The 25,898-nt window shown below is 40.1% G+C and carries 19 protein-coding genes and 1 tRNA gene; 7 read left to right on the top strand and 13 right to left on the bottom strand.

The window, feature by feature from the left end; translation table 11 throughout:
* From dnaG to rpsU, 5 genes are all read right to left on the bottom strand, one after another.
* Nucleotides 1-1,722 (bottom strand): DNA primase, encoded by a 1,722-nt coding sequence (dnaG, locus tag PLE33_03835; GenBank protein HPS60374.1) that lies wholly within the window; start codon nt 1,720-1,722, stop codon nt 1-3.
* Nucleotides 1,723-1,988: 266 nt separating this feature from the next.
* Nucleotides 1,989-2,162, bottom strand: a complete 174-nt coding sequence (locus tag PLE33_03830; protein HPS60373.1) for a hypothetical protein — start codon at nt 2,160-2,162, stop codon at nt 1,989-1,991.
* Between the two features lie 156 nt (nt 2,163-2,318).
* A complete protein-coding gene (locus PLE33_03825; GenBank protein ID HPS60372.1) occupies nt 2,319-4,661 on the bottom strand; it encodes an endonuclease MutS2 in 2,343 nt (780 codons plus the stop codon).
* 213 nt (nt 4,662-4,874) lie between these two features.
* Nucleotides 4,875-5,417 (bottom strand): CvpA family protein, encoded by a 543-nt coding sequence (locus PLE33_03820; protein HPS60371.1) that lies wholly within the window; start codon nt 5,415-5,417, stop codon nt 4,875-4,877.
* Nucleotides 5,418-5,508: 91 nt separating this feature from the next.
* Nucleotides 5,509-5,724 carry a 30S ribosomal protein S21 gene (rpsU, locus tag PLE33_03815; GenBank protein ID HPS60370.1) on the bottom strand — a complete coding sequence of 72 codons (216 nt, stop codon included), beginning with the start codon at nt 5,722-5,724 and terminating at the stop codon, nt 5,509-5,511.
* Between the two features lie 1,241 nt (nt 5,725-6,965).
* Here rpsU and PLE33_03810 point away from each other — a divergent pair.
* On the top strand, nt 6,966-10,868 hold the full coding sequence (locus PLE33_03810) for a tetratricopeptide repeat protein (GenBank protein ID HPS60369.1): 3,903 nt from the start codon (nt 6,966-6,968) through the stop codon (nt 10,866-10,868).
* A 441-nt stretch (nt 10,869-11,309) separates the two neighbouring features.
* Here PLE33_03810 and PLE33_03805 read toward each other — a convergent pair whose 3' ends face one another.
* Entirely contained in the window at nt 11,310-13,604 is a 2,295-nt protein-coding gene (locus PLE33_03805; GenBank protein HPS60368.1) for a M14 family zinc carboxypeptidase, read from the bottom strand.
* Between the two features lie 217 nt (nt 13,605-13,821).
* On the opposite strand from PLE33_03805, the gene rpmE reads away from it, so the two are divergent.
* The 5 genes from rpmE (at nt 13,822) to ftcD (ending at nt 19,097) form a co-directional block, all read left to right on the top strand.
* Nucleotides 13,822-14,031, top strand: coding sequence for a 50S ribosomal protein L31 (rpmE, locus tag PLE33_03800; protein ID HPS60367.1), 210 nt, complete (start codon nt 13,822-13,824; stop codon nt 14,029-14,031).
* 77 nt (nt 14,032-14,108) lie between these two features.
* Entirely contained in the window at nt 14,109-15,083 is a 975-nt protein-coding gene (locus PLE33_03795; protein ID HPS60366.1) for a DUF1385 domain-containing protein, read from the top strand.
* 7 nt (nt 15,084-15,090) lie between these two features.
* A complete protein-coding gene (gene prfA / locus PLE33_03790; protein HPS60365.1) occupies nt 15,091-16,158 on the top strand; it encodes a peptide chain release factor 1 in 1,068 nt (355 codons plus the stop codon).
* Nucleotides 16,159-17,430, top strand: coding sequence for a hemolysin family protein (locus tag PLE33_03785; protein ID HPS60364.1), 1,272 nt, complete (start codon nt 16,159-16,161; stop codon nt 17,428-17,430). It begins immediately after the preceding gene.
* The gene (gene ftcD / locus PLE33_03780) at nt 17,427-19,097 is read left to right on the top strand and encodes a glutamate formimidoyltransferase (protein ID HPS60363.1); all 1,671 of its coding nucleotides are present in this window, start codon (nt 17,427-17,429) and stop codon (nt 19,095-19,097) included. The genes PLE33_03785 and ftcD overlap by 4 nt, the downstream gene beginning before the upstream one ends.
* Before the next feature lie 204 nt (nt 19,098-19,301).
* On the opposite strand, the gene PLE33_03775 is transcribed toward ftcD, so the two are convergent.
* The 7 genes from PLE33_03775 to PLE33_03745 all read right to left on the bottom strand — a co-directional run bounded on the left by PLE33_03775 (nt 19,302) and on the right by PLE33_03745 (nt 25,048).
* Nucleotides 19,302-19,976: a uracil-DNA glycosylase family protein gene (locus PLE33_03775; GenBank protein ID HPS60362.1), complete on the bottom strand. Its 675-nt coding sequence runs from the start codon at nt 19,974-19,976 to the stop codon at nt 19,302-19,304.
* A gap of 92 nt (nt 19,977-20,068) precedes the next feature.
* The gene (locus tag PLE33_03770) at nt 20,069-20,974 is read right to left on the bottom strand and encodes a hypothetical protein (GenBank protein HPS60361.1); all 906 of its coding nucleotides are present in this window, start codon (nt 20,972-20,974) and stop codon (nt 20,069-20,071) included.
* Between the two features lie 68 nt (nt 20,975-21,042).
* Nucleotides 21,043-21,303: a S4 domain-containing protein gene (locus tag PLE33_03765; GenBank protein ID HPS60360.1), complete on the bottom strand. Its 261-nt coding sequence runs from the start codon at nt 21,301-21,303 to the stop codon at nt 21,043-21,045.
* A gap of 6 nt (nt 21,304-21,309) precedes the next feature.
* Complete coding sequence (locus PLE33_03760) at nt 21,310-22,509, bottom strand: acetate kinase (protein ID HPS60359.1); 1,200 nt, start codon at nt 22,507-22,509, stop codon at nt 21,310-21,312.
* A gap of 590 nt (nt 22,510-23,099) precedes the next feature.
* On the bottom strand, nt 23,100-23,231 hold the full coding sequence (locus PLE33_03755) for a hypothetical protein (GenBank protein ID HPS60358.1): 132 nt from the start codon (nt 23,229-23,231) through the stop codon (nt 23,100-23,102).
* A 240-nt stretch (nt 23,232-23,471) separates the two neighbouring features.
* Nucleotides 23,472-24,044 carry a hypothetical protein gene (locus PLE33_03750; GenBank protein ID HPS60357.1) on the bottom strand — a complete coding sequence of 191 codons (573 nt, stop codon included), beginning with the start codon at nt 24,042-24,044 and terminating at the stop codon, nt 23,472-23,474.
* Entirely contained in the window at nt 24,041-25,048 is a 1,008-nt protein-coding gene (locus tag PLE33_03745; protein HPS60356.1) for a T9SS type A sorting domain-containing protein, read from the bottom strand. The genes PLE33_03750 and PLE33_03745 overlap by 4 nt, the downstream gene beginning before the upstream one ends.
* Nucleotides 25,049-25,680: 632 nt before the next feature.
* Between PLE33_03745 and PLE33_03740 the strand changes: the two genes are divergently transcribed.
* A tRNA-Val gene (locus PLE33_03740) sits at nt 25,681-25,757 on the top strand.
* Nucleotides 25,758-25,898 lie beyond the last annotated feature (141 nt).

Raw genomic sequence — 25,898 nt, 5'->3', positions numbered from 1 at the left:
CTAATAGAGGACTTTGTTTACGACCTTCCTGGTCATTTGCCGATACTTAATAGCTAACTTTTCTTTCTCTTTGAGGAGTTCCAGATTATTGGGGTCTTTGCTTATGGCGCGGTCCATTTCCTCCAAGTCCCTTTGGATTTTACGGATGCGTAAGCCGGTGAGGCAATCTTCAAAGCGCATTTGCTGTAAATCCTCAAAAAGAAGTTCAGCTAAGCTTTCCTTTATTTCATTATTTTCAATATTATCAAGCAGGGCTTCCGGTTCCCAGGGTTCTGATTTTAGCTCTTCGTTAATCAGAAAATTATATACCTGGCGGTAGCGCTTATTATTAAAATAACTCAAATCCAGTTCACTGGCAAGTAATTTATACGATTCATAATCCCTTAGCGCAAAAATAAGAACATTCCGCTCTTCAAAGTTCTCATATTGAGGCGCAATTTGTTCACTGGATTCAGCAGCAACGGGAGAACTGCTGCGGCGTAATTTACTGGTTAAAGCTCCAACCGTAATTCCAAAGGCATCGGAGACCTCTTGCAGCAATAGTTCTTGTTTAATTCTATCCTTTAACACTCTTAAGGCATCCAAAATCAGTTCAATTCTCTCAGCGGTTGGCTGTTCCGGGCGCGGGTCAGTTGCCAGAAAACTAATTAAAGGAATGGCTTTATCCAAAACTTCCTGCATTGCCTTTTTGCCCTGTTTCAAGATTAGGGAATCAGGATCTTCTTCTGCAGGTAAACTGGCAATTAAAACTTCCATTCCTCTGCTTAAACATAAAAGTCCGGCTCTAACGGCTGCTTTAATTCCTGCGCTGTCACCATCATATAACATAATAACCCGATTGCAAAAACGAGTCAGTAAACCAATCTGGTCTTCCGTTAAAGCAGTTCCCAAGCTGGCAACGGAAGTTATAAACCCGTTTTCATAAAGACGCAGGAAATCAAAATAGCCCTCGCTAATGATAGCTGTTCCTGCTTTACTGATATTGTATTTGGTTTTAAATAAACCGTAGAGCTCTTTTCCTTTGGTGTATAATTCAGTTCCGGGGGAATTGATATATTTTCCTACCCCTTCTTTGGGTTCCGTAATCCTTCCCCCGAAGGCAATAACTTCCCCTAAACTATTATGAATAGGGAACATCAAGCGGTCTTTAAAGAGGTCTGTTAAACCACCGCTATAATTACCGAAAAGGCCTGTATCCTTGAGCAATGAAACACTGTAGCCCTCTTTCAACAGATGATTTAAAAGAGCTTTTTCACTGTTTAAAGCATATCCAAGTTGCAGTTCCTTAGCGGTTTCGGGAGAGATGGAACGCTTTTTCAGATACTCCAGCACCTCCTGTCCAAAATTAAAAAGTGAGGAAGTATAAAACTCTGCTGCACTTTTATACACGCTTAAGAGCTGTTCCCGCTTAGTATTTACAACCTTGGTTTTTTCATATTCCGGAACACTTATACCGGCACGCAAAGCCAGTTTCTTCACTGCTTCAATAAAGCTCAGCTTTTCAAAATCGGATACAAAACCAATTACATTGCCCGCTTTGCCACAGGCAAAACATTTAAATATCTGTTTGGGTTGGCTAACATATAGCGAAGGACGGGAGTCATTATGAAAAGGACATAAACCCCGATAGTTACTTCCCACCTTTTTCAAGGGGATGTAACCTTGAATAACATCAACGATGTCATTAGCACGACGAATTTGATCTATTAAGTTTTGATCCATTTTTCTCTCGGATAAACGACTTTTCCGTCGTTTAGAATTAAGTTAGGAGTTATTTGCCCTTGCATATCTTTGTTCCTTTTGATAGCTATTACAATGCAAAGGACTAATAACAACCTAAGCCAGCTAATTATATTATAATGTAATCCGGACATTTTTCCAGTAATATTTTAGAGGACGACACCGGACTGAAACTCCGCTTTTTAACGGAGGAACGAATTCCTCGTCGTTCATAAGTATCCGCGGGTAACTCATGGTTGACGAGGACGTCAACCCTCCGGAAGAACGACGTCCTCGTCGTTCAAAAGTATACTATTTTCCGGAGGAACGATATCCTCGTCGTTCAAAAGTATCCGCGGGTTACCTTCCGGAGGAACGACGTCCTCGTCGTTCAAAAGGATTCGCGGGTAACTTTCCGGAGGAACGAATTCCTCGTCGTTCATAAGTATCCGCGGCTTACACATAATTGACAAGAAGTCAACTTTCTACTTGGTTGACGAGGATGTCAACCCTCCAGGTGGTTGACGAGGACGTCAACCCTCCGTGTAGTTGACAAGATGTCAACCCTCCAGGTAGTTGACAAGATGTCAACTTTCCGGTTACAAAGTTACAACGGTAACTCCAGTTCCGCCTTCATTGTAAGCCGGGGTTCCAATGCTAATCACTATTTTCTTCTTTTTCAGATAGTCCCGAACTTTAGTTCTAAGAGCACCGGTTCCTTTTCCGTGCACGATTCTTAAACTATGCAATCCAGCCAGAGCTGCATTATCCAGAAATTCATCAATTAAGGGTTTTGCCTCATCAAAGGTAAGGCCTATTATATTTAGTTCAAATTTTGCCGTCGGAACAATGTTGGTTTTAATTCGGGGTTCATTTTTCGTTTCGCTATCCAATATTTTAACTGAATAAAGAGTAGTTACCGGTGTTTTAAAAGTAATGCCGTTCATATCCACTTTGGCAGATTCCCCTTCAATAGTCAGGATAATGGCTTCGGCATCAAAATTGGAAAGCCAGACCTTCATTCCAGGTTGCGGATTCTTTAAGGGCAATTGATTGGCGGGAATATTCTCGTCAAGTTCTTTTTGAATCTCGGCAGTTTTGGTCTCTACAATGTTCAATTTATGTTCCGAAAAGACCTTGCGTTCCTGTTTAGACAAAGTTTTCAGTTCTGCCAGCTCTTTTTGATAAATCTTTTGTTGAGCAATCAATTCTTCCTGCATATCCTGCAAGTGTTTTTGACGGCGCACTTTTATTTCTTTTTCCCAGTCCTCTTCTTTTTTTTCCAGTTCCTGCAATTTTGTTTCCAGCAAACGGTTTTTGAGTTCGTTTTGGTAGCTGGAAACGCTGTATTTCTTTTTTTCTTCCTGCATTTTTTGCAGCAATTCAGTAAACTGGACATTTTGGTTGCCTGCCAGTTCTTTTGCTCTTTCTATCAAAGCAGGGTCAATTCCCAGAGAAGCAGCAACTTCAATGGCAAAGCTATCTCCTGGAAAACCCGGAATAAATTTAAAAGTGGGTTGCAGGTTTTTAGTATCAAATTGCATTGAAGCATTAAGGCACAGGGGATGTTGCTCAGCAAATATTTTCAGAACAGTATAGTGAGTTGTAACGATTGTAGGGCAGCCAAGAGCCAAAAACTTTTCCAGAATTGCCTGTGCTAAAGCAGAACCTTGTTGAGGATCGGTGGCAGCTCCAATTTCATCAACTAAAATTAGCGTATCGGAATTGGCGGAATTCAGCATTTTACCTATTTTTTCCAGATGAGCGGAAAAAGTGGAAAGCGCATTTTCAATGGATTGATCGTCACCAATATCGGCAAAAACATTACTGAATAAGCCAATTTCACTATCAGCATCAGCAGGAACAGGAAGTCCCGATAGAGCCATCAAAGTAATCAAACCTACCGCTTTCAGCAGAACTGTCTTTCCTCCTGTATTGGGACCGCTTAAGATAATAATTTTTTTCTCTTCGTCCAGTTCCAAATCAAAAGGGATTACTTTTTTGATATTTCCGATGCGTGAAATTAAGAGCGGATGTCTTGCCGCTTTTAGTTTCAAACAAGGACGGGAAAGCATTATCGGGGTTTTTGCCTTAAATGTATTGCAGAGGCGTCCACAGGCAAAACGGAAATCCAGCCAAGCCAGAATTTTTTGATTGCGTAAAAGTCCTTTCTTTTCCGCTTTGATAGCGTAAGTATAGACACTGAAGATCCGATAAATTTCCTGTTTTTCCTGCTGAAAAATAAGCTGGAGTTCATTATTGAGAGGAACTACAGCCAGCGGTTCTACAAAGACAGTGGATTTGCTGGCAGAATGGCTTTGAACGATTCCATTAACGAAAGGAACGGCACTTTCTTTTACGGGCAGAACATAACGGTCTTCTCTTTGAGTAACATATTTATCTTGCAGGTAGTGTTCTAAATTACTGTCAGAAAGCAATGCCTGCATCGTTTTTTGAATTTGCATCCGTAAAGAATTAGCTCTTTTGCGGATAGATGCCAGTTCCGGGGATGCCGTATCCAAAATTTCCCCTTCGTTATCAAAAATCTCTAAAAACCTGATATTGAGAGGGGAGAAAGAAGTTAATTTCTTTAAATATGTTGTTACTTCTGAATATTCCTCCCAAAGTTCGGGTTTAGCTAAAATTTCCGCAGCAAGAGTGTTATTAGCATATACGGCAGCAAATTCCTCATAACCGAAAAGGGAATTTTGGCTGTCTTCAAAAAGCGGTGACAAGTTCGTTAAGCCACTAAAATCATAATCAACACCCCGCAAAAGTTGTTCCTGAATTTCAGCTACCAGTTTCTGGGATTTTTTAATTTCCGCTAAATCAGTAAGCGGTTGTAAAAATGATACTTGTGTTTTACCTAAACTGCTATGGCAGCGGTTACTGATTTGAGCAACAAGAGTTTCAAATTCTAAATCGGGATTATGATAGGACATAGAAATGATAGTTAATCTCGTGAGAGTTAACATCGTAAGAGTTAACCCTGCGATTTTTAATGCATTGAGAGTATTTTACGAGAGGTGTAATAGTTATATCGTTAGTAACAACTCCTGCTCTTATTTTGCACCCAAAATTATTCCGCTGCATCACTTTTCACCTTTCACCCTTCACTGTTCACCTTTCACCCTTCACTGTTCACCGTTCACTGTTCACCGTTCACTGTTTTTTTCTTCATCATCAAAGGGCAGTTTGGGCATTTTAATCAGTTTCATTCTTTCGGTTAAATTCAGCTTGGTAAAGATTTCTTCCTTCACAAGATTCACACCTGCATAAACACGATGTTTTTCACCATTTTTAAGCGGAGTTGAAAGGTTGGGCATAAAATCCAGAATAACCATCAATATAATAACTACCATTAAACCGTTAATAACTCCCAAAACGGCACCCAGAAAGCGGTTTAAATTAGATAGTTTTAATGCCCGCAGGAATCTTTCCAGAATATAGATAACGATGCGCACTATCACAACTATCAACACAATAATCAGGATAACCGAGACCGTTGTTGCCAACCACTTGGCAAAATGAAACTTGAATATTAAACTCTGCTGAATTAGCGGATAGTAATGTCCCACCAGAAAAAATGTTAAAATGTAACCGGCAAGCTGGACGATGTTTGCCAGCAAACCTTTGCGCCAGCCAAAAAAGGTGAATAAAACCAGGACGGCAAGAATGATCCAATCAATAATTCCCATTCTTTTCTCCGCTTAAAAAAGCATACAGGGAACAGATGTCCCTGTAGCTTAAGTTCTTGTGATTAAATTAGTTCCCTGATATACAGGAGCCCTATTTCAAATAGCGTTGCATCCGCCGTTGCATTTTCAGCATTTTACGGCTGGCAATATTTGCTTCGCGTTTTTTTCGGACGCTGGGCTTTTCGTATGCTTGATTCTTTTTTATCTCTGAAAGAATAGCTGCCTTTTCGCATTTTTTCTTGAAGCGCTTGAGCAGAATATCAAAGCTTTCATTTTCTCTTGCTACAACTGTAGGCAAACAAATCACCACCTTTATTTTATAATTTAACTAATGCCATAATTTTGAAGCATAGTTAGCTGTCAAGCGAGAAATGTAATTAACTCCGATACTTCCATTTTTAAAACAGGGTAGTATTAACTTTTTGCTCTTTAAATTTTGTTTTAACTCTAAACCGAGCTTCAGCTTTAACAGGACCGGACAAAAGATAAATATTCTGTTACCTCTGTATTTCGTTGCAACCACAGAAGAATCGGTTTAGAGTCAAAACAAACAGAGTCAAAACCAACAGCTTGTTTTGACTTACAATTTTGCCACTGCCTTCTCTGAAACCACATCCCACACATTGAGAACACTAACAACCGCGCTACAACTGGTCTCCTCATTTCAAAATTGTGAGTTAAAACAAGAATAAAGCTATAAAACACTATTCGCAGCAATTACTTATTTTCATCCCCAAGATATTCATTTATCAGTTCCTGTTTTTTTGCGTTATGCCGCGGATGAGATTCCCGTATCGTTCCCATATCGCGATACGAGAACGATACGGGAGTCATATCGGAGGGTTATTGAGAAAATTTCGGGATTTCTTAAGAGACGAAAAATAGTGAGTTTGCTAATTGACTGCCGTATATTGAGATAGCATATTATTTCGGGAAATAAAGAAGGTGCCTATCCTTTTTTTTAATTCATTTGTGGTTGGGGATTATATTGTTGTCCGATTTCGGGTTAGTTTGGGTTATCGTTTTGCGGGATTGTTATTCTATACCGTGTAAAGAGAGGGTGATTGATTGTTCGGTTGTAAGGGTGCTTGCTTTCTGTTTTAACTCACAATTTTTCGGTTTGGAAACCAGTCGTAGAGCGGTTGTAAGTGAACAAAAGATATGAGGGTGTGGTTTCATTGAAGGCAGGTGAAAATTGTAAGTCAAAACCTACCACCGCTTGCTTTTTGTTTTAACTCACAATTTTTCGGTTTGGAAACCAGTTGTAGAGCGGTTGTAAGTGAACAAAAGATATGGGGGTGTGGTTTCATTGAAGGCAGGTGAAAATTGTAAGTCCAAACTTCGGCGGGCAAAGAGTGTAGGGCAATGTGTTTTTCAGCTAATTTTGGATCTCAATCCGCTATACTTTCTGAACTTTATAAGCATTGTTTCTTTTACTACTTTCCGCGAAGGCAGGCAGAATTAGTTTCAGAACTAATAAGAAAACATTTTGCTTGACCTGTAAAGCGGATTTGATAAAAGAACAACAGGTGTGACAAGGGGGAAATAATGAAGCCATACAGCAAGTTACTACCGGGGATTGTGGAATGGACATTACAGCAGGGAAAAGACGAGAAGGTCTCTGCCGGTTTTGGTTGTGGCTATCTTTTCCTGGATGTATGCGGTTTTACTAAATTAACGGAAAGTGCTTCTGCCAAAGGACATTACGGGGTAGAGATTATTACCAACCTCTTAAATCAGTATTTTGACCTTTTAAATGAAAAGATAATGCAATTTGGCGGGCAGATTATTAAATTTGAAGGTGATGCCGTTTTAGCCGCCTTTCCCTGTGCCGAGGAAACTTGTTTCTGTCAAATGCAGGACTGTTTACAGGCATTTAACCGGGAGCTGCAGGAATTGAATCTGCGCCTGAAAGATAAGTATGGTAGTAACCTTGCCTATCACAGCAGTATGGGTTATGGAATATCCCAAGTGATAATTTTGGGCAAACCGAATTGGCATCAGGATTATTTTGTCTATAGCCCGGTGATGGTTCCTCTTTATACTGTTTTTGAAGAAGCGGGAAGCAATGAATGCCTGGCAGTTGAATATGTTCCGGAACAAAATTTAGCAGCTAACCTAAAGCCGGAGGAAATTCCGCAACAGGCGGAGCTTGTTTATGAAGCGGATTTTTTTCCTCCGGAAATTACGCAGCGTATTGCTTCCGTCTCCTTCAGCGGTGAACTGCGCAATGCTGCTATTCTTTTTATTGGAGTGGAGGCGGCAAAATATATCCGGCAGGGTGATTACGAAACGATTAACAGTTACTATTGTGCTGTTCAGGACATCGTTTACCGTTTGGAAGGGATGATCAATAAAATTGATTATACCGATAAGGGCTTAATTTTACTGATTAGTTTCGGTATTTTACAAACTCATATAGATGATATTGAGCGGGCTATTATCTGCGCCAATTTGATCAATAACATAGAAAGTCCCTTAAAAGCTAAAATCGGGCTTACCTACAGCAATCTTTATGCCGGAGTTTTAGGAGGCAAAAGACGCGGTGAATATGGCATCATCGGCAACGGAGTGAATGTTGCAGCGCGGTTAATGACAGCGGCAGAATATGGTCAGATTGTTTTTACAGAAGATATTCTTTTCAGTGCTCAGAGTCGTTTTGAAGTGCAATTTCTGCGTAAAGAAACGGTGAAAGGGATAAAAGAAGAACTGTCCTTTTATCGCATCGTGCGGGAATTGCCCGAATTTTTAAATAGTTATCAAAGGCAGTATCAAGATAAAGAGCAGGTTAGCTATCAAGCTGTGACGGCAGATATCATTAAAAAGATTGAGGAAAAGAAAATAAATCAGGTGTTAATTGCCGGAGAACACGGCACGGGAAAATCCTTTCTCAGCTGGCAGATTTTAAGCCGGTTCTATGCTGCAGACCAAAAAATAGCAATCCTCGTTTTAGATGAATTCAACCGTCACGATCCTTTAATTCTCCACAGAAAGTTTATCAGCAACGCAATGGAGCTTAGTGATCCTTTGGCAGAACCGGAAAAATTGAAAGCATATATTAGGGAAACATTGGAAGAACGCGATGCTGAGATTCTTTTTAGCGCCTTAGGTTTGCAAAATCAGAGCACAGCCATAACTGACGACAGCGGAAAAAAGATAGACCTGTTACTTAGTTCTTTGCAAAATTCCCTTAACCGGCTGATGCAAAATTATGACCTTGTTTTGTTGGATAACATTCAATGGCTGGATGATTTATCGGTTCAAATTTTGCAAAAACGCCTGGAAGAGGAAAGCATTAAACCTCAGACCCTAATTTTAACCACAACCGAAATGCCTGCCGTTTATCAGGCAAAAGCAAATGCTAAAACGGTTTTTTTGCAGCTGCAGAACTTAACTCAGGATGAGGTCTTTATGCTGATTCGTTCCCAAATTCCCAATATTACTTTTCAGGCATTGGATTATTTATACAATTTGGCGGGAGGGAATCCGCGTTTCATCATTGAACTCTGCGCTCAGATACTGTCTCATTTTTCCGATCCCGATATGCTGATAACGGAATCCAATATCCGGGAGATACAAAATAAAGGTCTTCTGCCTTACAGTGTGGAAAATCTGTTTATGATTAAATATGAATCGTTAAGCCGGGAAGCCAAGGAGATATTAAAAAAGGCATCTATCATCGGTAAGGGTTTCACCTTGAATGAGATTTTTGAAACTCATAGCGGAATTAGCCAAAGTGAAATAATGCCGGTGATATCGGAACTGCAAAATAACGAAATTATAGATATAACAACACTATCTCCGGAAGTGCAATATCTTTTTAATAATGCCTTAATGCGGCAAGCAGTTTATTCCACTATTTTACTGGGAGAAAAAGTTTCGCTGCACAATCGCATTGCCTCTTTTTATGAAGAAAAATACGGAACCCTGGCAATTCGTCACAGTGAATTGCTTGCCTATCATTATCACTTGGGTGAAAATGCAGAAAAAGCGCTTTATTATGCTATGCTGGCTGCCAATCAAAATCAGAAAATATCTAACCACAGCGAGGCAATTTACTATTATCAAATAGCCCTGCAACACTCAACCGACCTTGCTGAAAAAATAGATATTGTGCTTAGTATTGTGGATTCACAGCTCTATTTGGGGGATGTGGATGTGGCAAAAGAAAACCTGGATACTATCAATCCGGCGGATATTTCTGATTGGGAACTCCTGAATAAGTATCACTTTCTACGCTGCAGAATCTATTACCTGAACGGAGATTATGAAAGCGTTCTCAATTATCTGAAAAATGTAACCGACTTTACCGGTAAATATGGAGAACAAATAAATGTGTATCAATTGGATTGCCTCTATCGTTTATACCGGATAGAAGAATTTTCCGCTTTGCTGAAGAACTTGGAAAGAGAATTTCAAAAACAGGCGGCAAACACTTTGCAGATTAAAGCTAAAAATCCTTCTCTGGCAACATTGCTTTCCCGCTATCAGCAAATTTCGGAAGAGCAAATTACAGAAGAACAAAAACGCTATCTTTATCTGTTATTAAAGCTGGAAGCTATATCAGCAAATCATTTATTGAATACGGGACATTATCAGAATGCGCTAAAATCACTGCTTTTTCAATATGACCTGGCAAAAGCCCTGAAAGATGATCTCTCTTTACGCATTGCCAGCAGCGGATTGGGAATCGTGCACACCCGGATGGGAAATTTGGATGCAGCCCATAAAGCTTATGTGGAAGCCATTAATATTGCCGATAAAATTAATGACCGTTTTGGTTTTGCCAAAGTGCTTTCCGATATGGCAACTTTAAATAGGCGGATGGGAAAACACCAGGAGGCATTAGACCATTTTCACCGGAGCTTGAAAATCTTTGAATCCCTGGGCAATCTTGTTTTCCAAAGTGTTGTTTTACATGGCATAGGAGATGTCTATTTACAGGATGCCAACTATCCTGAAGCGCTAAAATACTTTCGGAAGGCACTTAAAATTGCCCGCCAATGTAAAGACCTCTTTGGCATTTCCTTTGAACAGGATTCCATTGGCGATATTTTATTTAGTACCGGAAAAATAGACGAAGCTAAAGCACTATATATTAAAAACTTGAAATTGCAGAAAAAAATAGGCGATAACGAAGGTATAGCTCATACTTACGGGAACCTGGGTAATGTTGCCAGAAAAGAAAATAACCTGCCTCTGGCGATTGAATATTATACCCAAAATATCCAACTTACTTCTGAAGTTGGAGATAAAGAAGGCACCGGTAAGGGCTATTTTAATCTTGCGTTAATCTATGAAGACCTGAATGAAAAAGAAAAGGTAGTGGAATTACTGAATAAAGCTCTAAAATGCTTCCAGCAGGCAGGTTCGGCAAACCTTATTCAACTAACTGCCAAACACCTGCAGGAAGTTCTTCAGGGCAAAGAAGAAGAGGAAAGTAAAAAGTGAAAGAGAAAAAAGAGATTGAATTGAGGGTTGAGAATTAACTAAGCGAGATGGCGAGATGGCGAGATGGCGAGATGGAAAGAGAGAGATAGCGATATAGATTTTTTTACAAAGAGAAAAAGAGAAAAAGAGAAAAAGAGATTGAATTGAGAATGGAGAATGAATTAAGCGAGATGGTGAGATGGCGAGATAGGATTTTTTTAGCCACCGAGGACACCGAAGACACCGAAAGGTTTTTTTACAAAGAGAAAAAGAGAATGAATTGAGAATGAACGGTGAAGGGTGAACGGAAAACTTGGATGTTCATATCATTTATAGAAGCATATTCAAGTTTACAAATCCCAAAAATCCCTATAATCCTGTTCATCCCAGGCCTATTATTTCTCTCAGCCCTCGGCTCTCAGCCCTCGGCTCTCTGCCCTCCGCCATCTGCCCTTCGGAAAATTACTTCAGAAGCAACATCTTGCGGGTTTGTACTTTGCCTTCAGCACTTAAGGAATAAAAATAAACTCCATTACCAACGGTGCGATCGGCATAATCTTTTCCATTCCACACATAGCGGTAATCGCCTTTTGCCAAATCCTCGTTTACCAGTGTCTTAATTTCCTGTCCCCGCAGATTGTATATCTTCAAAATTGCTCTGCCGCTTTTTGCTAAGGTGAAACTGAGAGTGGTTTCAGGATTAAAAGGATTGGGATAATTTTTATAGAGCAGAGTAATCGGAACAATGGCATTATTGGGATCGGAAACATCCACAGCCGTTCCGCTAACAATTAAAATGTTATCCAGTGTCCACCCCGGATCGGTTAAATCAATATCATTGGAGGAATCAGTTAAGCGAAAACGAAAATAGACCGCTTGACCGGTATAATCTGCTAAAGAAACAAATTCCTTTCTAAAAGTATCCCACTGCCCCGATTTAGTCCAAATTTCCTGCCACTGTTCATTGTCCAGAGAAACCTCAATGCGGCAAGGGTCATAATTCCATTCTGTATATAGATGGGAATCGAAAATTAGCCAGGTGTTATTGGTTGCGGGAATCAGTATAGGGTTGATGGTCTTAATCCAAACATCGCAGTTTATAGCGTAAAAACCGTTTCCCCCAATGCTATCTGTGATGGCATATCCATTAGCGGCAATCTGATTTTGCACTTTCCAAGGTCCGTTAATTTCCCAGGCAGAGCTTCCGTTTTCCCAGTCCTCAGTGAAAACAGTAGTTGAGGCACTAAGGTTAAACTCCAAATGATTATGCCCTGCTGCCAGATTTACGGTTCCGATATAAGGTGTATAACCCGAAGCATAAATCTGGACAGGATATTCTCCCGCGTAAGTATTCAGGTTGGCAAAACCGTTTACCCAAAGAGTATCAGGAAAAACATCACCGATAATAACTCTGGCAGAAAGAGGTTCTGCACCGCTACGAACTCCAATTCTTAAAGTAGCCGCAGGTTTTGGCTCAAGATTTATCTGAATGGGAGTCCAGTTACCGTTATTAACTATCTGATTATTGATAACCTTATCGTAATAACCCTTTTTCCGGGCTATAACGGTGTAAGAACCACTGGCAATAGGACGATAGAATTTGCCTGTTTGGGCAAAAGAAGTTCTGGGACGAAACCAGGGAGCGCTGTGTTGCTGAATAATGATTTCTGCCTCTACAGGAACGCCATTGGCAGTAACTGTTCCCGTAAGCATAGAAGAAGAAGGAACTGCCGAACTAATCATTAAAGCCCGGTTAATCAACCAGCGAACTCCATTGCTGCAACGCTGCACGGTTCCAACCATAACTGTAGAATCCGGTTGAATATCTCTGGTTCCACATTCTACTAAAAGAGCGATTGTACCATATTGCTGATACAGCCAATCGTGAAAGGCACCCTGACGACTCAAATTAGGGTATGCCTGATAAGTTCCCGTGCCATCCTGTTTGAGAATTTGAGAAGCAAAACCTGTAGCAATAGAGGCAGTAAAATTCAGGTCGGGACTGGGACGAACATTTTTCCAGTTAAAAGGATAGTAAAGCTTTTCCGATAAACCACCTCCGCGCGAAGAATGCCAGCAGACCGCATAGATAAATTTGTATTGCTCGCAAAGCTGCTGAAATCCAATTATTTCACTTTCACTCATTGATGCAGGACCGCGATAATAATCAAAAACTTCATCTCCCACCGGACAATAAAGAGTATCACCATGCACCCAGTTAAAGGCAAAATTGCGGTTTATATCTACACCGTCAATATCCCTACCGGTTACCGGATTAAAATCAAAAATGCCGTTGTTATTGTTATCCCTTTTATTCTTACGGTAGGAAACATCCAGATTTGCTGTTACTACATTATGCCCTTCAGGATTGAGAGTAGGAATAAACCACAGGTCAAGCTGGGCAATCCATTGCCAATAAGGGTATTGATTATGATTAGTTAAAATTTCGGCAATATTAGCCATCGTGGTTTGCACTCCCAAAACTTCTTCCGCATGAACTTGACCGGTAAAAAGCAAAGCTGGCTCATCTTCATTCACTTCCACATTATCTGATATCCTCATTGCGTAAATCGGAATATGCTCCTGTTGAGAATAACCGATAGTATAAAGTTTGGCTATTTCTGGATATGCCTGTTCATAACTTTGCAATAAAGTGTAAATCTGATTATAAGTATAATAACAGGTAGGCAGAGTAGCACTTAATAATGCAGGTAATAACAGGATGCTGTATAATATCGTGTAAAACGCAATCTTCATTGTAACTTCCTTCGTGTATTTGGGGCTCGCTAAAGCACCCCTATTTTTTTAGCAGAGGAACAGCGTCCTCCAACTATACAGTATAAAGCAATTTTCAGACCAAACAAGGAATACAGAATAAATCCCTCAACCCTCCCTGACTTTTTATATTGACATAATTTAGCCAGCCAAATTTATGGTTATTCGTATTGTTTTATAAACAAGGAGAAGAAGATAAATGAAGAAAGGAATTCATCCCAAATACGATATGGTTACAGTAACCTGTGCCTGTGGAAATACATTTCAAACCCGGAGCACAAAAGATAAATTGCAAGTAGAAATTTGCAATGCTTGCCATCCATTCTATACAGGAAAGCAGAAGATTATTGATACAGCCGGTAGGGTAGAGAAATTTAACAAGAAATATAACCTTAAACAAGATAATTAGGGTTTTACACCCGATTTACGCCATTTTATCCGTTTTCAGAAGTCGGAGAAATGGCGTTTTTCTATCTTAGGAGAAAAATGCAGGAAAAGAAAGAAATAAGTGTTGGCGGGCAAGCAGTTATAGAAGGGGTAATGATGCGCGGTCCGGAAAAACTGGCAACCGCCATACGGAGAAAAGATGGCAGGATAGAACTTCTGCAGACCTCGTTCATCAGTATCACGCAAAAGAAGAAATTCCTCGGTTTACCAATAATCCGGGGTTTCATCTCGTTGATTGAGATGATGATAATTGGAATAAAGACCCTCACCTTTTCTGCTAATCGTTTTGAACTGGATTTGCTGGCGGAAGAAGCAAGCCAAGGCAAAAAAGTGAAAAAACACAGTAAGACCGCAGAAAATACGGCAAATATTATCAGTTACATTGTAGCTTTCGGTTTAGCTTTTTTGCTTTTCGGCTGGTTACCTTATAAGCTTGCGGACTGGATGCATCTTGCCCGCAAGGATGTTTTATTTAATCTTTTTGCGGGAGCTATCAGGATTGTCTTTTTTGTGCTCTATGTTTATCTGATTTCCCTGATGAAGGATATAAAACGCCTTTTTCGCTATCATGGGGCGGAGCATAAAAATGTGAATGCTTATGAACATAATTGTCCTTTGGAAATTGAGAAGATACAGAATTGGTCAACAATTCATCCCCGTTGTGGCACCAGTTTCATCTTTTTTGTCCTCTTAATCAGCATTCTTATATTTTCTATTGTAGATACTTTGGTTTCGGCTTATATATTACATTCCCCTGTGCCGGTTTATTTGCGTTTGGGTTATCATATCTTATTGCTTCCTCTCATCTCAGGCGTTTCTTATGAAGTGCTGAAATTTTCCGGTAAAAATCTGAATCATCCTGTAGTAAAACTGTTAACCGTTCCCGGAATGGCTTTACAGCATATTACTACCCAGCCCCCGGATAACGAGATGATAGAAATTGGTTTGGTAGCAATGAAAGCTGCTCTGGATATGGATTTAAGTGAACATAATGTAACTATAGTAGAGGAATAAAAACACCTTGCTACCCACAGAAAAACTGGAAAACCAGGAAAAAGAACTGCAGGAATTGCAGGAACAAATAAGCAATCCTGCCATTATTAGCGATGCCAAAAAATATCGGGATTGTTTAAGACGCTTTAAAGAACTTAAAGAAATTAATACCGTTTGGAAACAATATCAGAAGCTGGAAAAACACCTGGCGGAAGTTAAAGAACTGGAGAAAACGGAAAACGACCCGGAAATGCTTGCTCTAATTAAAGAAGAGGATACCTCTTTACAGCAACAGCTGGAGCAGGTAGAACTGAAACTGAGGGATTTGCTTATTCCTTCTGATCCCAACGATTCCAAAAATGCCATTATTGAAATCCGTGCCGGAACAGGAGGGGAAGAAGCAGCTCTTTTTGTTGCCGATTTATTTAGAATGTATAGCCACTTTGCGGAATTGAAAGGTTGGAAATTGGAAGTGATTTCAATGAACGAAACAGAACTTGGCGGCTACAAGGAAATCGTTTTTCAGCTTAGCGGTAAAGATGTCTATTCCCTGATGCGTTTTGAAAGTGGCGTGCATAGAGTGCAGCGTATTCCGGTAACTGAATCCTCGGGTAGAATTCATACTTCGGCAGTTACGGTTGCCGTTTTACCGGAAGCGGAAGATATAGATATAGACATTCAGGATAGTGATTTACGCATAGATGTTTACAGAAGCACAGGGCATGGCGGACAGAGTGTAAATACAACCGATTCTGCGGTTAGAATAACGCATTTGCCAACCGGAATCGTAGTTACCTGTCAGGACGAAAAATCCCAAATCAAAAACAAAGCCAAGGCGTTGAAGGTTTTGCGCAGTCGTTTACTGGATGCCGAAATAAGCCGTCAGGAACAGGAAATTGCCACAGCGCGCAAAGCACAGGTTTCTACAGGTGATCGCAGTGCTAAAATCAGAACCTACAATTTTCCTCAATCCAGGGTTACAGACCATAGAATTAACTTGACAAGCTACAGTTTAGATTCCTTTTTGGCAGGAAATATTGAAGAGTTTATTCAGGCATTACGCATTGCCTGGAGAAACGAAAAGGTGAACACATAAATGACTTTGGCTCAGATTGTTCTGATCCTGGTAGTAATCCTTTTTTTTCTGCTGTTATGTTTTTTATTTGCCGGTTTGGAAACAGGTATGCTTTCCATAGACCAAATCAAACTGGAGCAGGAGGCAAAAAAGAGTAAAAGCAAAGCAGCCATTTTACAGTTTGTGCGTCAGCCCGATAAATTTTTAGGCACTACTTTAATTGGCAATAACATCTCCAATGTAATAATGGCTTCGCTTTCCACCTATTTGGTTAATCGTCTTCTTTCTCCTGTTTTTGATGCGCGTTACACTTCTCTGGTGGTGGGGATAGTAGTTCTGATATTTGGAGAGATAGCTCCCAAAGCCATTTTTCGGGATAATGCCGAAACTCTTATACCTTTATTATTTCCTTTATTGCAGTTTTTCTATTATTTACTTAAGCCCTTTGTAATGATTGTTACTTGGTTGAATAACTTCCTGCGCAAACTGCTGAAACTGGAAGAGGGTTATCAGTATGATTATTTAACCAAAGATGACCTTTCTTTTTTGCTTTCCGAGGCAGCTAACGGAGCAACGGAAGATAACCAGATGGAAATGATTGAAGACGCATTGGATTTTACTGAATTGGATGCCGGAAATGTTATGGTTCCGCGCACGGATATAATTGCCGTTCAAGAAAAGACCCCTCTTTCAGAAGTAATCAATCTTGCCCGTAAAGAGGGTTTTACCCGCTATCCAGTTTACCGCAATAATATTGATGATATAATCGGGATTTTAATTATTTTTGATATCCTGAAGAAGGATTGCACTCCCGAAATGACGGCTGGCGATATTATTCACGAGCCGCTTTTTGTGCCTGAAAATGTAGATTTGGATGTGCTTTTGAAAGAAATGCAAACCAAACAGCGCAGTATGGCTATTATTGTTGATTCTTTCGGAGGGACGGCAGGAATTGTAACTATGGAAGATATTCTGGAAGAAATCGTGGGGGATATTGAAGATGAATATGATACCGACGAAGATGAAAATGCTGTTCAAAAGGTTGGACTTAATACCTGGCTGGTAGCCGGGGATACCGAAATTGATAAACTGGCTGATGATTATGGCATTGAACTTCCCGAAGGCGACTATGAAACGATAGCTGGTTTAATTTTAGACCGCCTGGAAAAAATTCCTCATCAGGGACAGGTTATCAGCATTCCGCCTTATAATATACAGGTTTTGCAAACCACTTCCAGGCAGATTATCAAAGTTAAAATACATAAAACTACAAAAATAGAGGTTAAAGAATGAAACTGATGGAATGTGTTCCTAATTTCAGTGAAGGAAAAGACAATGCTATTCTGGATGCCATTGCGAGCGCTATTAAAAGTGTGAAAGGGGTTGTTTTACTGGATATGGACCCCGGTGCCGATACCAATAGAACTGTTTTTACCCTTGCGGGAGAACCGGAAGCAGTTGTAGAGGCAGCTTTTCAGGCAATTAAAAAAGCAGCGGAACTAATTGATATGAGTAAACATAAGGGAGCTCATCCCAGAATGGGAGCAACGGATGTTTGTCCTTTTATTCCTATTTCAGAAATGACGATGGATGAATGTGTGGAATATGCTAAAAAATTAGGAAAAAGAGTTGGCGAGGAACTTGGCATACCTGTTTACTTATATGAATATGCAGCCACCAAAGAGGAATGGAAAAACCTGGCTAATATCCGTAGCGGTGAATATGAAGCATTATCGGAAAAAGCAAAAGACCCTTATTGGAAACCCGATTTCGGACCCCATACCTTCAACGCCAAAAGCGGTGCTACAGCCATTGGAGCCAGAGAATTTTTGATTGCCTATAACATTAACCTCAACACGCGGGATAAAAAGAAGGCAAGTGATATTGCCCAAATAATTAGAGAAAGCGGAAGACCTGCCAGAGATAAAAACGGTAAGCTGCTGAAAGATGAAAACGGTAAACCGGTTAATATTCCCGGTTTATTTTCCCATTGCAAAGCAGTGGGCTGGTTTATTGAAAGTTACGACCGGGCTCAAATAAGCATCAATCTTACAAATTATAAAGTAACCCCTCCGCAACTGGTTTTAGAAAAAGTAAGGGAACTGGCATCTGAAATGGGTATGCAAGTTACCGGAAGCGAATTGGTTGGTTTAATTCCCAAAGCTGCTTTAGTGGAAGCAGGGAAATTTTATTTACAACGCTTGAACGAGAGCACGGGCATTCCGGAAAAGATGATTATGCAAACGGCTATTCAATCTATGGGGCTGGCAGAATTGGCTCCCTTTGAAGTAGATAAAAAAGTTATTGAATATGCCATTGCCCGCAAAGAAATGTTGGTAAACTTAAAACTGGATGCATTTTGCGATTTGCTTTCTACAGATGCACCTGCCCCCGGAGGAGGAAGCGTTGCTGCTCTTTGTTCGGCAATAAGTGGAGCTCTTTCTGCTATGGTAGCTAACCTCACAATTGGCAAAAAGGGCTATGAAAAGGTTACGGAAGAAGCATTGAAACTGGCACCGCAAGGACAGGATATAAAACAAAAGTCACTGGAAGTTATTGATAAAGATACAGATGCTTTTTTTGCGATGATGGAGGCAATGCGTTTACCGAAAAAGACGGAGGCAGAAATTGAATTGCGGAATGCGCAAATAGAAAAATGGACGCAAGAAGCAATTAATGCACCACTTACAACAATGCACCTGGCAAATAGCGCTGCCGAACTTGCTGCCAAAATAGCTAAAATAGGCAATTCCAATGCTCTTTCCGATGCAGGAGTCGCTGCCTTAACTGCTTTGTGCTCATCTCAAGCTGCCTACTATAATATCTTAATTAATCTCCCCGGTATTACGGATGAGCATTTTAAAGAGAAAACCCTTGCCACAGCCAAAGAACTACTGGAAAGTTGTAAAAAGATTGCCGCTGATGTAGAAAAAGAAGTTTGGGCAAAGTTAAACGGTTAGCAGCGAAAAAGAGAAACCAGCTCTAAACAGCGTAAATAATAACCGCATTAAAAGAAGATTACTTCTTGCAGGAAAAGACATTATGCAATTCTGCCCATACAGGAAACAGGGTAGGGTAAGAAGATTTTTAGGGGTTTTCAATATGATTACCATTACCCATTCCGAAATCTCAAACTCGCACCTGTTTCCAGGGCATTAACATTATCATTCTTCATTCATAATAGCTTGCTTGTATATCCCTGAAACCTGTTGCAGGAATTCAGTTTTATTAGCATAGTGCATCACACTTCGGGCAGAAGGAGAAGGTAAAATACCTATTTTTACTACCCGCGCAGGATTACTTTTCAGGGTAAGGGACTTGCCGTTATCCTTTAGTTCCGAGATAGTTATGCTGTTTTGTTGTTTTAAGTAATCCAGCAACCAGTAATGAACTCTATTTTTGCTGGTGCATAAAATCTTTACCAGGGAAGGGTTGGCAGATAAAATGCCTAAAATATCCTGATATTTCAGCACTGTAAGCTTAAAGTCCTCTGCGCCGGTGTCTTTTCTGGTAAATTGCATCAGAATATCCGCCAGCCCCAGAAAATTTTCCGCCAAAAAGTGCTGCAGAAATTGAACTTGGGCAGCCGTTTTACTTTTCCTGCTCCCTTCTAAAGACCTGAATTGAGCAAGGCAATTTATTTTTTCCGGGTTCAGCGCTTGAAATAAGATATCCCAAAGCAAGTTACTGTAACTGCCATAATAGTAGTCCATATCTTTGTTTTTCAGGTTATCGGCAATGCCGGTACAAAAACGATAGGGAGGGGCACTGCCTAAAAGCAGAACCTTGGCATCTTTGGGGATAAAAGGTTGATAGGGATGAGATTGCAGATTTTCCATTTACTTAATTGCAGGAAAGGGTAGCCGGAAGAGGTTGTTCAGAGGCATTATTGAGTTGGCAAAAGATAGCAGGGACATCGTTTTTCCGGTTGTTATATTTCCGTTTCATCATCTTCGGGTAATGGCAAATCCGGCAAAGCAGCCAGGCGTTTTTTTCTAATTCTCCAGGCAATTAGCAAAATGATAGGTGTTAGCATAGCCAGGAAAGCATTTATCCCCCAAAACAAATACTGGTAGCGTAAATGGCTGGTATATTTAGCAAATTCATTATGAAAATCATACAGAGTTGTATGGTAGGCATAGTCAAAGCTATCTATAAAAGGTGCCTGTTGATTATTTCTTTGTTCTTTTGCCACCAATTCCCAAAAAGCATTCCACTCTTCTTTTTTCTTCTCTTGCATATAGCTAACTGCCATTGTGGAAGAAAGATAGAACAGAGGCCAGTCCTCTTTGTATCTTGGATAGCCGTAACTTAGCCGGTAGAGGTCACTAACTTTTCCTAAAAAGCTTTGCTGCAGAAAGTATAGATACTGTTCAAAACCCATTTGCTGCGAGTAATGAGAAGCCATACCTTCATGAAACCACAATGGTGTCTGCGTAAAAATATTATCCAGATACCAGTGAATATATTCATGCATCAAAACCTTGCGGTGATTTTCCTGAATAGAAGCAAGGGGCTTTACATAGATACTTTTTTCGGTTCCGCTATAGAAAGCATCGCTGAATTCCACAATTTCTGTTTTCCCCAAAGCCAGGGTTTGGTAACTTCTATTACTATCAATCAGATAAACCGGGGCAAGAGAATCCAGATAAACCCCCAATTCCATCTGGAAAGCATCAATGTTATCATCCAGTTCCCACAGCATTTGCGCCAAAGATTGCGAAAGAGGTTTCGGGGCATAAACAGCCAGGTTATTGGTTTTCAGCTGAATCGGATAGCTGGAGAAAAGAAATCCCGCAAGGCATAACAAAACAAACAGCAAGATATGCTTTTTCAAAGTTGTTCATCCTGTTTTATAAAACCAAGCCATAGAGCGAAACAGCAGAGTCCTATTCAGGAATAATTTCAGGTAATGTCTTCTTTGCGTAGTAATTCATAATAGAGGGTAGCGTCCTTTTTGGCTACATTGCCTTCCGGGATTTTAGTTATCCGAATTTCGTGTTCCGCATTATACAGACGAAAGATAATTGTATCTCCCGTTTTCACTTCCGCAGAAGCTTTGGCAACTTTTCCATTTAGCATTACCAGGTTTTTATCGCAGGCATTTTTTGCTATGGAACGGGTTTTCGTCAGACAGAGTTTATTCAGCAGCAAATCTATACGCATTTTAGTTTAAGATAGCAGGCGTTTTGTTTCCCGGGCAATCATCAGTTCTTCATTGGTAGGTATTTTCAGAACCGTAACCCGGGAGTCAGTTGTATTTAGAACCTGGATTCCCTCAGAGTGTTTGGAGTTTTCTTCCGGGTTAATTTTGATGCCGATAGCATCCATCTCTTGACACACAAGTTCACGCAAAATAGGCATATTTTCACCAACTCCGCCGGTAAAAATCAGCACATCTAAGCCGTTTAAGGCAGCATAGTAACTGCCAATGTATTTCTTTATGCGGTAGGCATATACATTAAGCGCCATAATTGCCTTGGGATTATTTTTCACCAAAATCTCATCTTCAATTTCCCGCATATCATTAGAAATATGACTCAAACCAAGCATCCCGCTTTTTTTGTTCAGAATGTTATTCACTTCGTCCACAGTTAATCCCAATTGTTGTTGTAAATGAATGGGAATAGCAGGATCAATATCGCCGCAACGAGTTCCCATCATTAACCCTTCCAGAGGAGTGAAACCCATTGAAGTATCAATGGATTTGCCGTTTTTGATGGCAGTCATAGAGGCACCATTTCCCAAATGGCAGGTAATAACTTTTAAGGATTCTAAAGGACGCTGTAAAAATTCTGCGGCTTTCAAACTGACATATTTGTGACTTGTCCCGTGAAAACCGTAGCGCCGAATTTTGTAATTTGTATAAAGCTCCAAAGGTAACGGATACAAATATGCCATAGCCGGCATCGTTTGATGAAAAGCAGTATCAAAAACACCGCATTGAGGACAATTTGGCATATTTATCTGAACTGCTTCAATCCCTTTTAAATTGGCAGGATTATGCAACGGTGCCAACGATACACATTCCTGCATCACTTGAATAACATGCCCGGTTATTATTACAGCATCGGAATAATGCTCTCCGGCATGAACTAAACGATGTCCTACGGCATCAATTTCTTCCAAACCGTTCAAAACGCCATTGGCAGGGTCAATCAGCGCTTCCAAAATAAGTTGCAAACCCTGCTCATGATTATCAATCACCATTTCCCGTTTCTTTTTAGTGTATTTCCGGCTTTTATAGGTGAAAAGAGCAATATCTTCCCCGATTTTTTCTACGATGCCTTCAGCCATCAAGTTTTCTGTATCCATATCAATCAGCTGATACTTGATGGAAGAACTTCCGCAATTCAAAACTAATACACGCATATCTCCTCTTTTTTCATAAATAATTTTTTTCTCATAATCCTATCCTCGGGCTAAGTGTCAAATAGTATTTTCTCTGTTTTCCCTTTGCTTTCAGCTAAGCATTTTATTTACCGTAAGTTATAACTAATAGATAGTAACTTTTCACTGGGTATGTTTGCTTTTTTTCAAGTAAAGGGAAGGATGACAATGATAATTTTCTTCTTTTTTCCCTTCTTTTTTCCTTTTCTTTAACGCTATATAGATCAATAAGATCCCATATCCTTCCCATATTGCGATACGGGAACGATATGGGAGTCATATCGGAAGGATATGAGCATCGGCTAAGAGCGAGAAATCCTATTGGGTTACACAATTATAGCGATGGTGGCGTAACCCCCTCGGAAAATGCAAGTTACAATAATTTTTGTCATTTTTCCCGTATCCTGAAAGCCCCTTAGGGCGACATCGGATTGTTGACCTCCTGGTCAACTTATTCTTGCGCTTGAACGACGAGGACATCGTCCTTCCGAATAAAAAAGCCCATTAGGGCGACACAAAAATAGCGATGGGTGTGTAAGCCCCTCGTAAAGTGCAAGTTACAATGTTTTTTATCATTTTTCCGCATCCTGAAAGCCCCTTAGGGCGACACAAAAATAGCGATGGGTGCGTAAGCCCCTCGTAAAATGCAATTTACAATGTTTTTTATAATTTTCCCGCATCCTGAAAGCCCCCTTAGGAGGCATCGGATTGTTGACCTCCTGGTCAACCCCTTCTTGCTCTTGAACGACGAGGACGTCGTCCTTCCGAATAAAAAAGCCCATTAGTGCTACACAAAAATAGCGATTACGGTGTAAGCCCCTCAGGCAAAAAGAAATATAACATCCCCATACTAAATTTAATGTTCTGTTTCCGAAACGGGTTATCCGGAAGCTAAAAATCAAATAAGAGGCAAAAATTTATGCTGTGTGAATAAATAAATTATATTAGTTCCGTTCTGTGGCAGAAAGGGTTTGGAATGTAATCTCAAATTCTTTAGCAGGAGTAAAATCATAAAATTCCCAGACATAACTTCTTCCTTCTTGTTTCTGCACAGGGAAAGGAAGAGAACTTATATGAACATTAATGCCCGGATGTAAAGTATATTTAGCATAAGGTAAAGCTCTGCCCCAGGAATTTGCTGTAGTAATTATATATTTGGCATAATTTCCCTGCAGGATTTGGGAGTAATCTATGCGCAAAGTGCAAAACGAAAATGCGGGCAGAGAAAGCAGAAAAGTGAAGCCGTTCTTTGTCTGTTTCAGCAGAGTAACTTCGGCTCCACTGCTATCCTGAATGGCGAGGGTATTAATTTTAACAGGCAGGCATAAACTGTCACAAACCACTGGAAAATAGATTAGTTTCGTTACTGCCACAGTGTCATAATTGGCAAAATGAAAAAGACCGTCCATTTTCCATAAATCACTTTCCAAGTAGAAATCCAGCTCTTCCGCTTCAAAACTGAGAGCTGAAAGTGCTATAATTCCTGTTAAAAACAGCAGGAGAAAAGCGTCCTTCACTTTAGTATAATTAGCTTGGCTGTCCCCAATGCCTTATCTTGATGGCTAAGACGCACAAAATAAACGCCGCTGGATAGTTCTGGCAGCTGCCATTCCACTTCATCCTGGTTATAAACTGTTTCTGCAACATAGCGTCCTTTCAAATCGTATAAAACAAGTTTTGCCTTGCCCGTAAGCTTGGTAGAAAAGGAAATGTGGATTGTTTTCTGCAAATTTGGATTCACTACAGAAGGATAAAGAACAAGCTTGGGCACTGCTGAAGTGATATTGCTATCTTCAACACTAACAGGCAATTGCACAGAAAAGGGCATAACTGCTCCCGGCTCGGCAAAAAAATGAGTATTGAAAGTCGTTTCATTGGTAATAGGATTTATTACCCAAATCCGCGTTTTCATTGGATAAAGCTCCCCGGTAGCAATCCCTGCACTATTAGTAATCGCTGGATTTACGAAAGCGCTTCCTGCAGATTGACTGTTGTAAACGGAAACTCCGGCAAGAGGAAAACCGCTTAAATCGGTGCATTCAACCCTGTAAATGAACCTGGCAGAACAATAATCCGGTCCGCAAACAGCAGGCGAAATATCTTTTGCCCAGCCATAAACACTATCTCCATACAGATTGGTGTAAAGTATGTGCACTGCACATTCAGTTCCATTCAGCGAACTTAAATCATTCTCCAAATCAGCTCCCCAGTGAACTGTCTCCTCAAATTGCTGCGGAATTCGGATAGTGAAAAAACCACTTTCAGGCGTGTTAATACTCTGTGGCATATTAACTTGCTGAACAGATGTCGCATTTGGATTAACCTGAATAGTTAGGGAATCCTCTGCATCAAGATAAGTTATTTCTGCTGCCTGAAATAAACCTACAAATTGAGAAAGCTCAATCTGCAATATATTTTCCGGCTCAAACCAAAATCTGCTGATTAGATTTGGCTCTATGGGATTTGACCAAGCCGAAATAACGGCAATAAATAGTAATACAAATAAGACGATGCGTTTCATTTTTTTTACCTCCTTTACAGCTTAAAAAAAACTGAAACACCATTAGCTGAGATTTCCTCAAAGCACTATAACACACCTAATAACTTATAAATAAAGCAATTTATGTTCCCATACTCCGATTTTTATAAGCCACTGAAAACACTTAAGCCACCGAAGCCACCGAAGCCACCGAAAACACTGAATACACTGAAAAATACTTGTAGCTACTATGCCATTGATAATTGTAGTGTTAATGGAAAACGCTGTTCCTCGGCTTTTTTTATAAGCCACCGAAAACACTGAAAACACTGAAAACATTGAAAACACTGAAAACACTTAAGCCACCAAAGCCACCGAAAGTTTATTAAATTATCTTTTTTCTCTTTTTCTCTTTTTCTCTTTGTAAAAAAACCTTTCGGTGTCTTCGGTGTCCTCGGTGGCTAAAAAAACCTATCTTGCCATCTCACTGTTCCGCTTACTACATTCTCAATTCTCAATTCTCAATTCTCAATCTACCCTCTTTTCTCTTTGTAAAAAACCTTTCGGTGTCTTCGGTGTTCTCGGTGGCTGAAAAAATCTATTTTCTCTTTGTAACTACCCCTCTCAATTCCGAGCTTGACAAAATTCCCTTCTCCATAATTCTGACCGCAGATGGGTGATTAGCTCAGTTGGTTAGAGCGCTACGTTGACATCGTAGAGGTCACTGGTTCGAATCCAGTATCTCCCACCACTTTTTTACTGATAGTTATGAGTTTAGCTTATTATTTTGTCTTTTTGGGAACCCTCCTGATTTAATATCTGACTTAATATTTTGGAGGGTGATTAGCTCAGCTGGTTAGAGCGCTACGTTCACATCGTAGAGGTCACTGGT

Origin of the sequence: Candidatus Cloacimonas sp. (genome assembly GCA_035403355.1) — a bacterium.
GTDB lineage: Bacteria > Cloacimonadota > Cloacimonadia > Cloacimonadales > Cloacimonadaceae > Cloacimonas.
The sequence above is the reverse complement of the archived record's forward strand: the minus strand, read 5'-3'. Positions and strand labels throughout refer to the sequence as shown.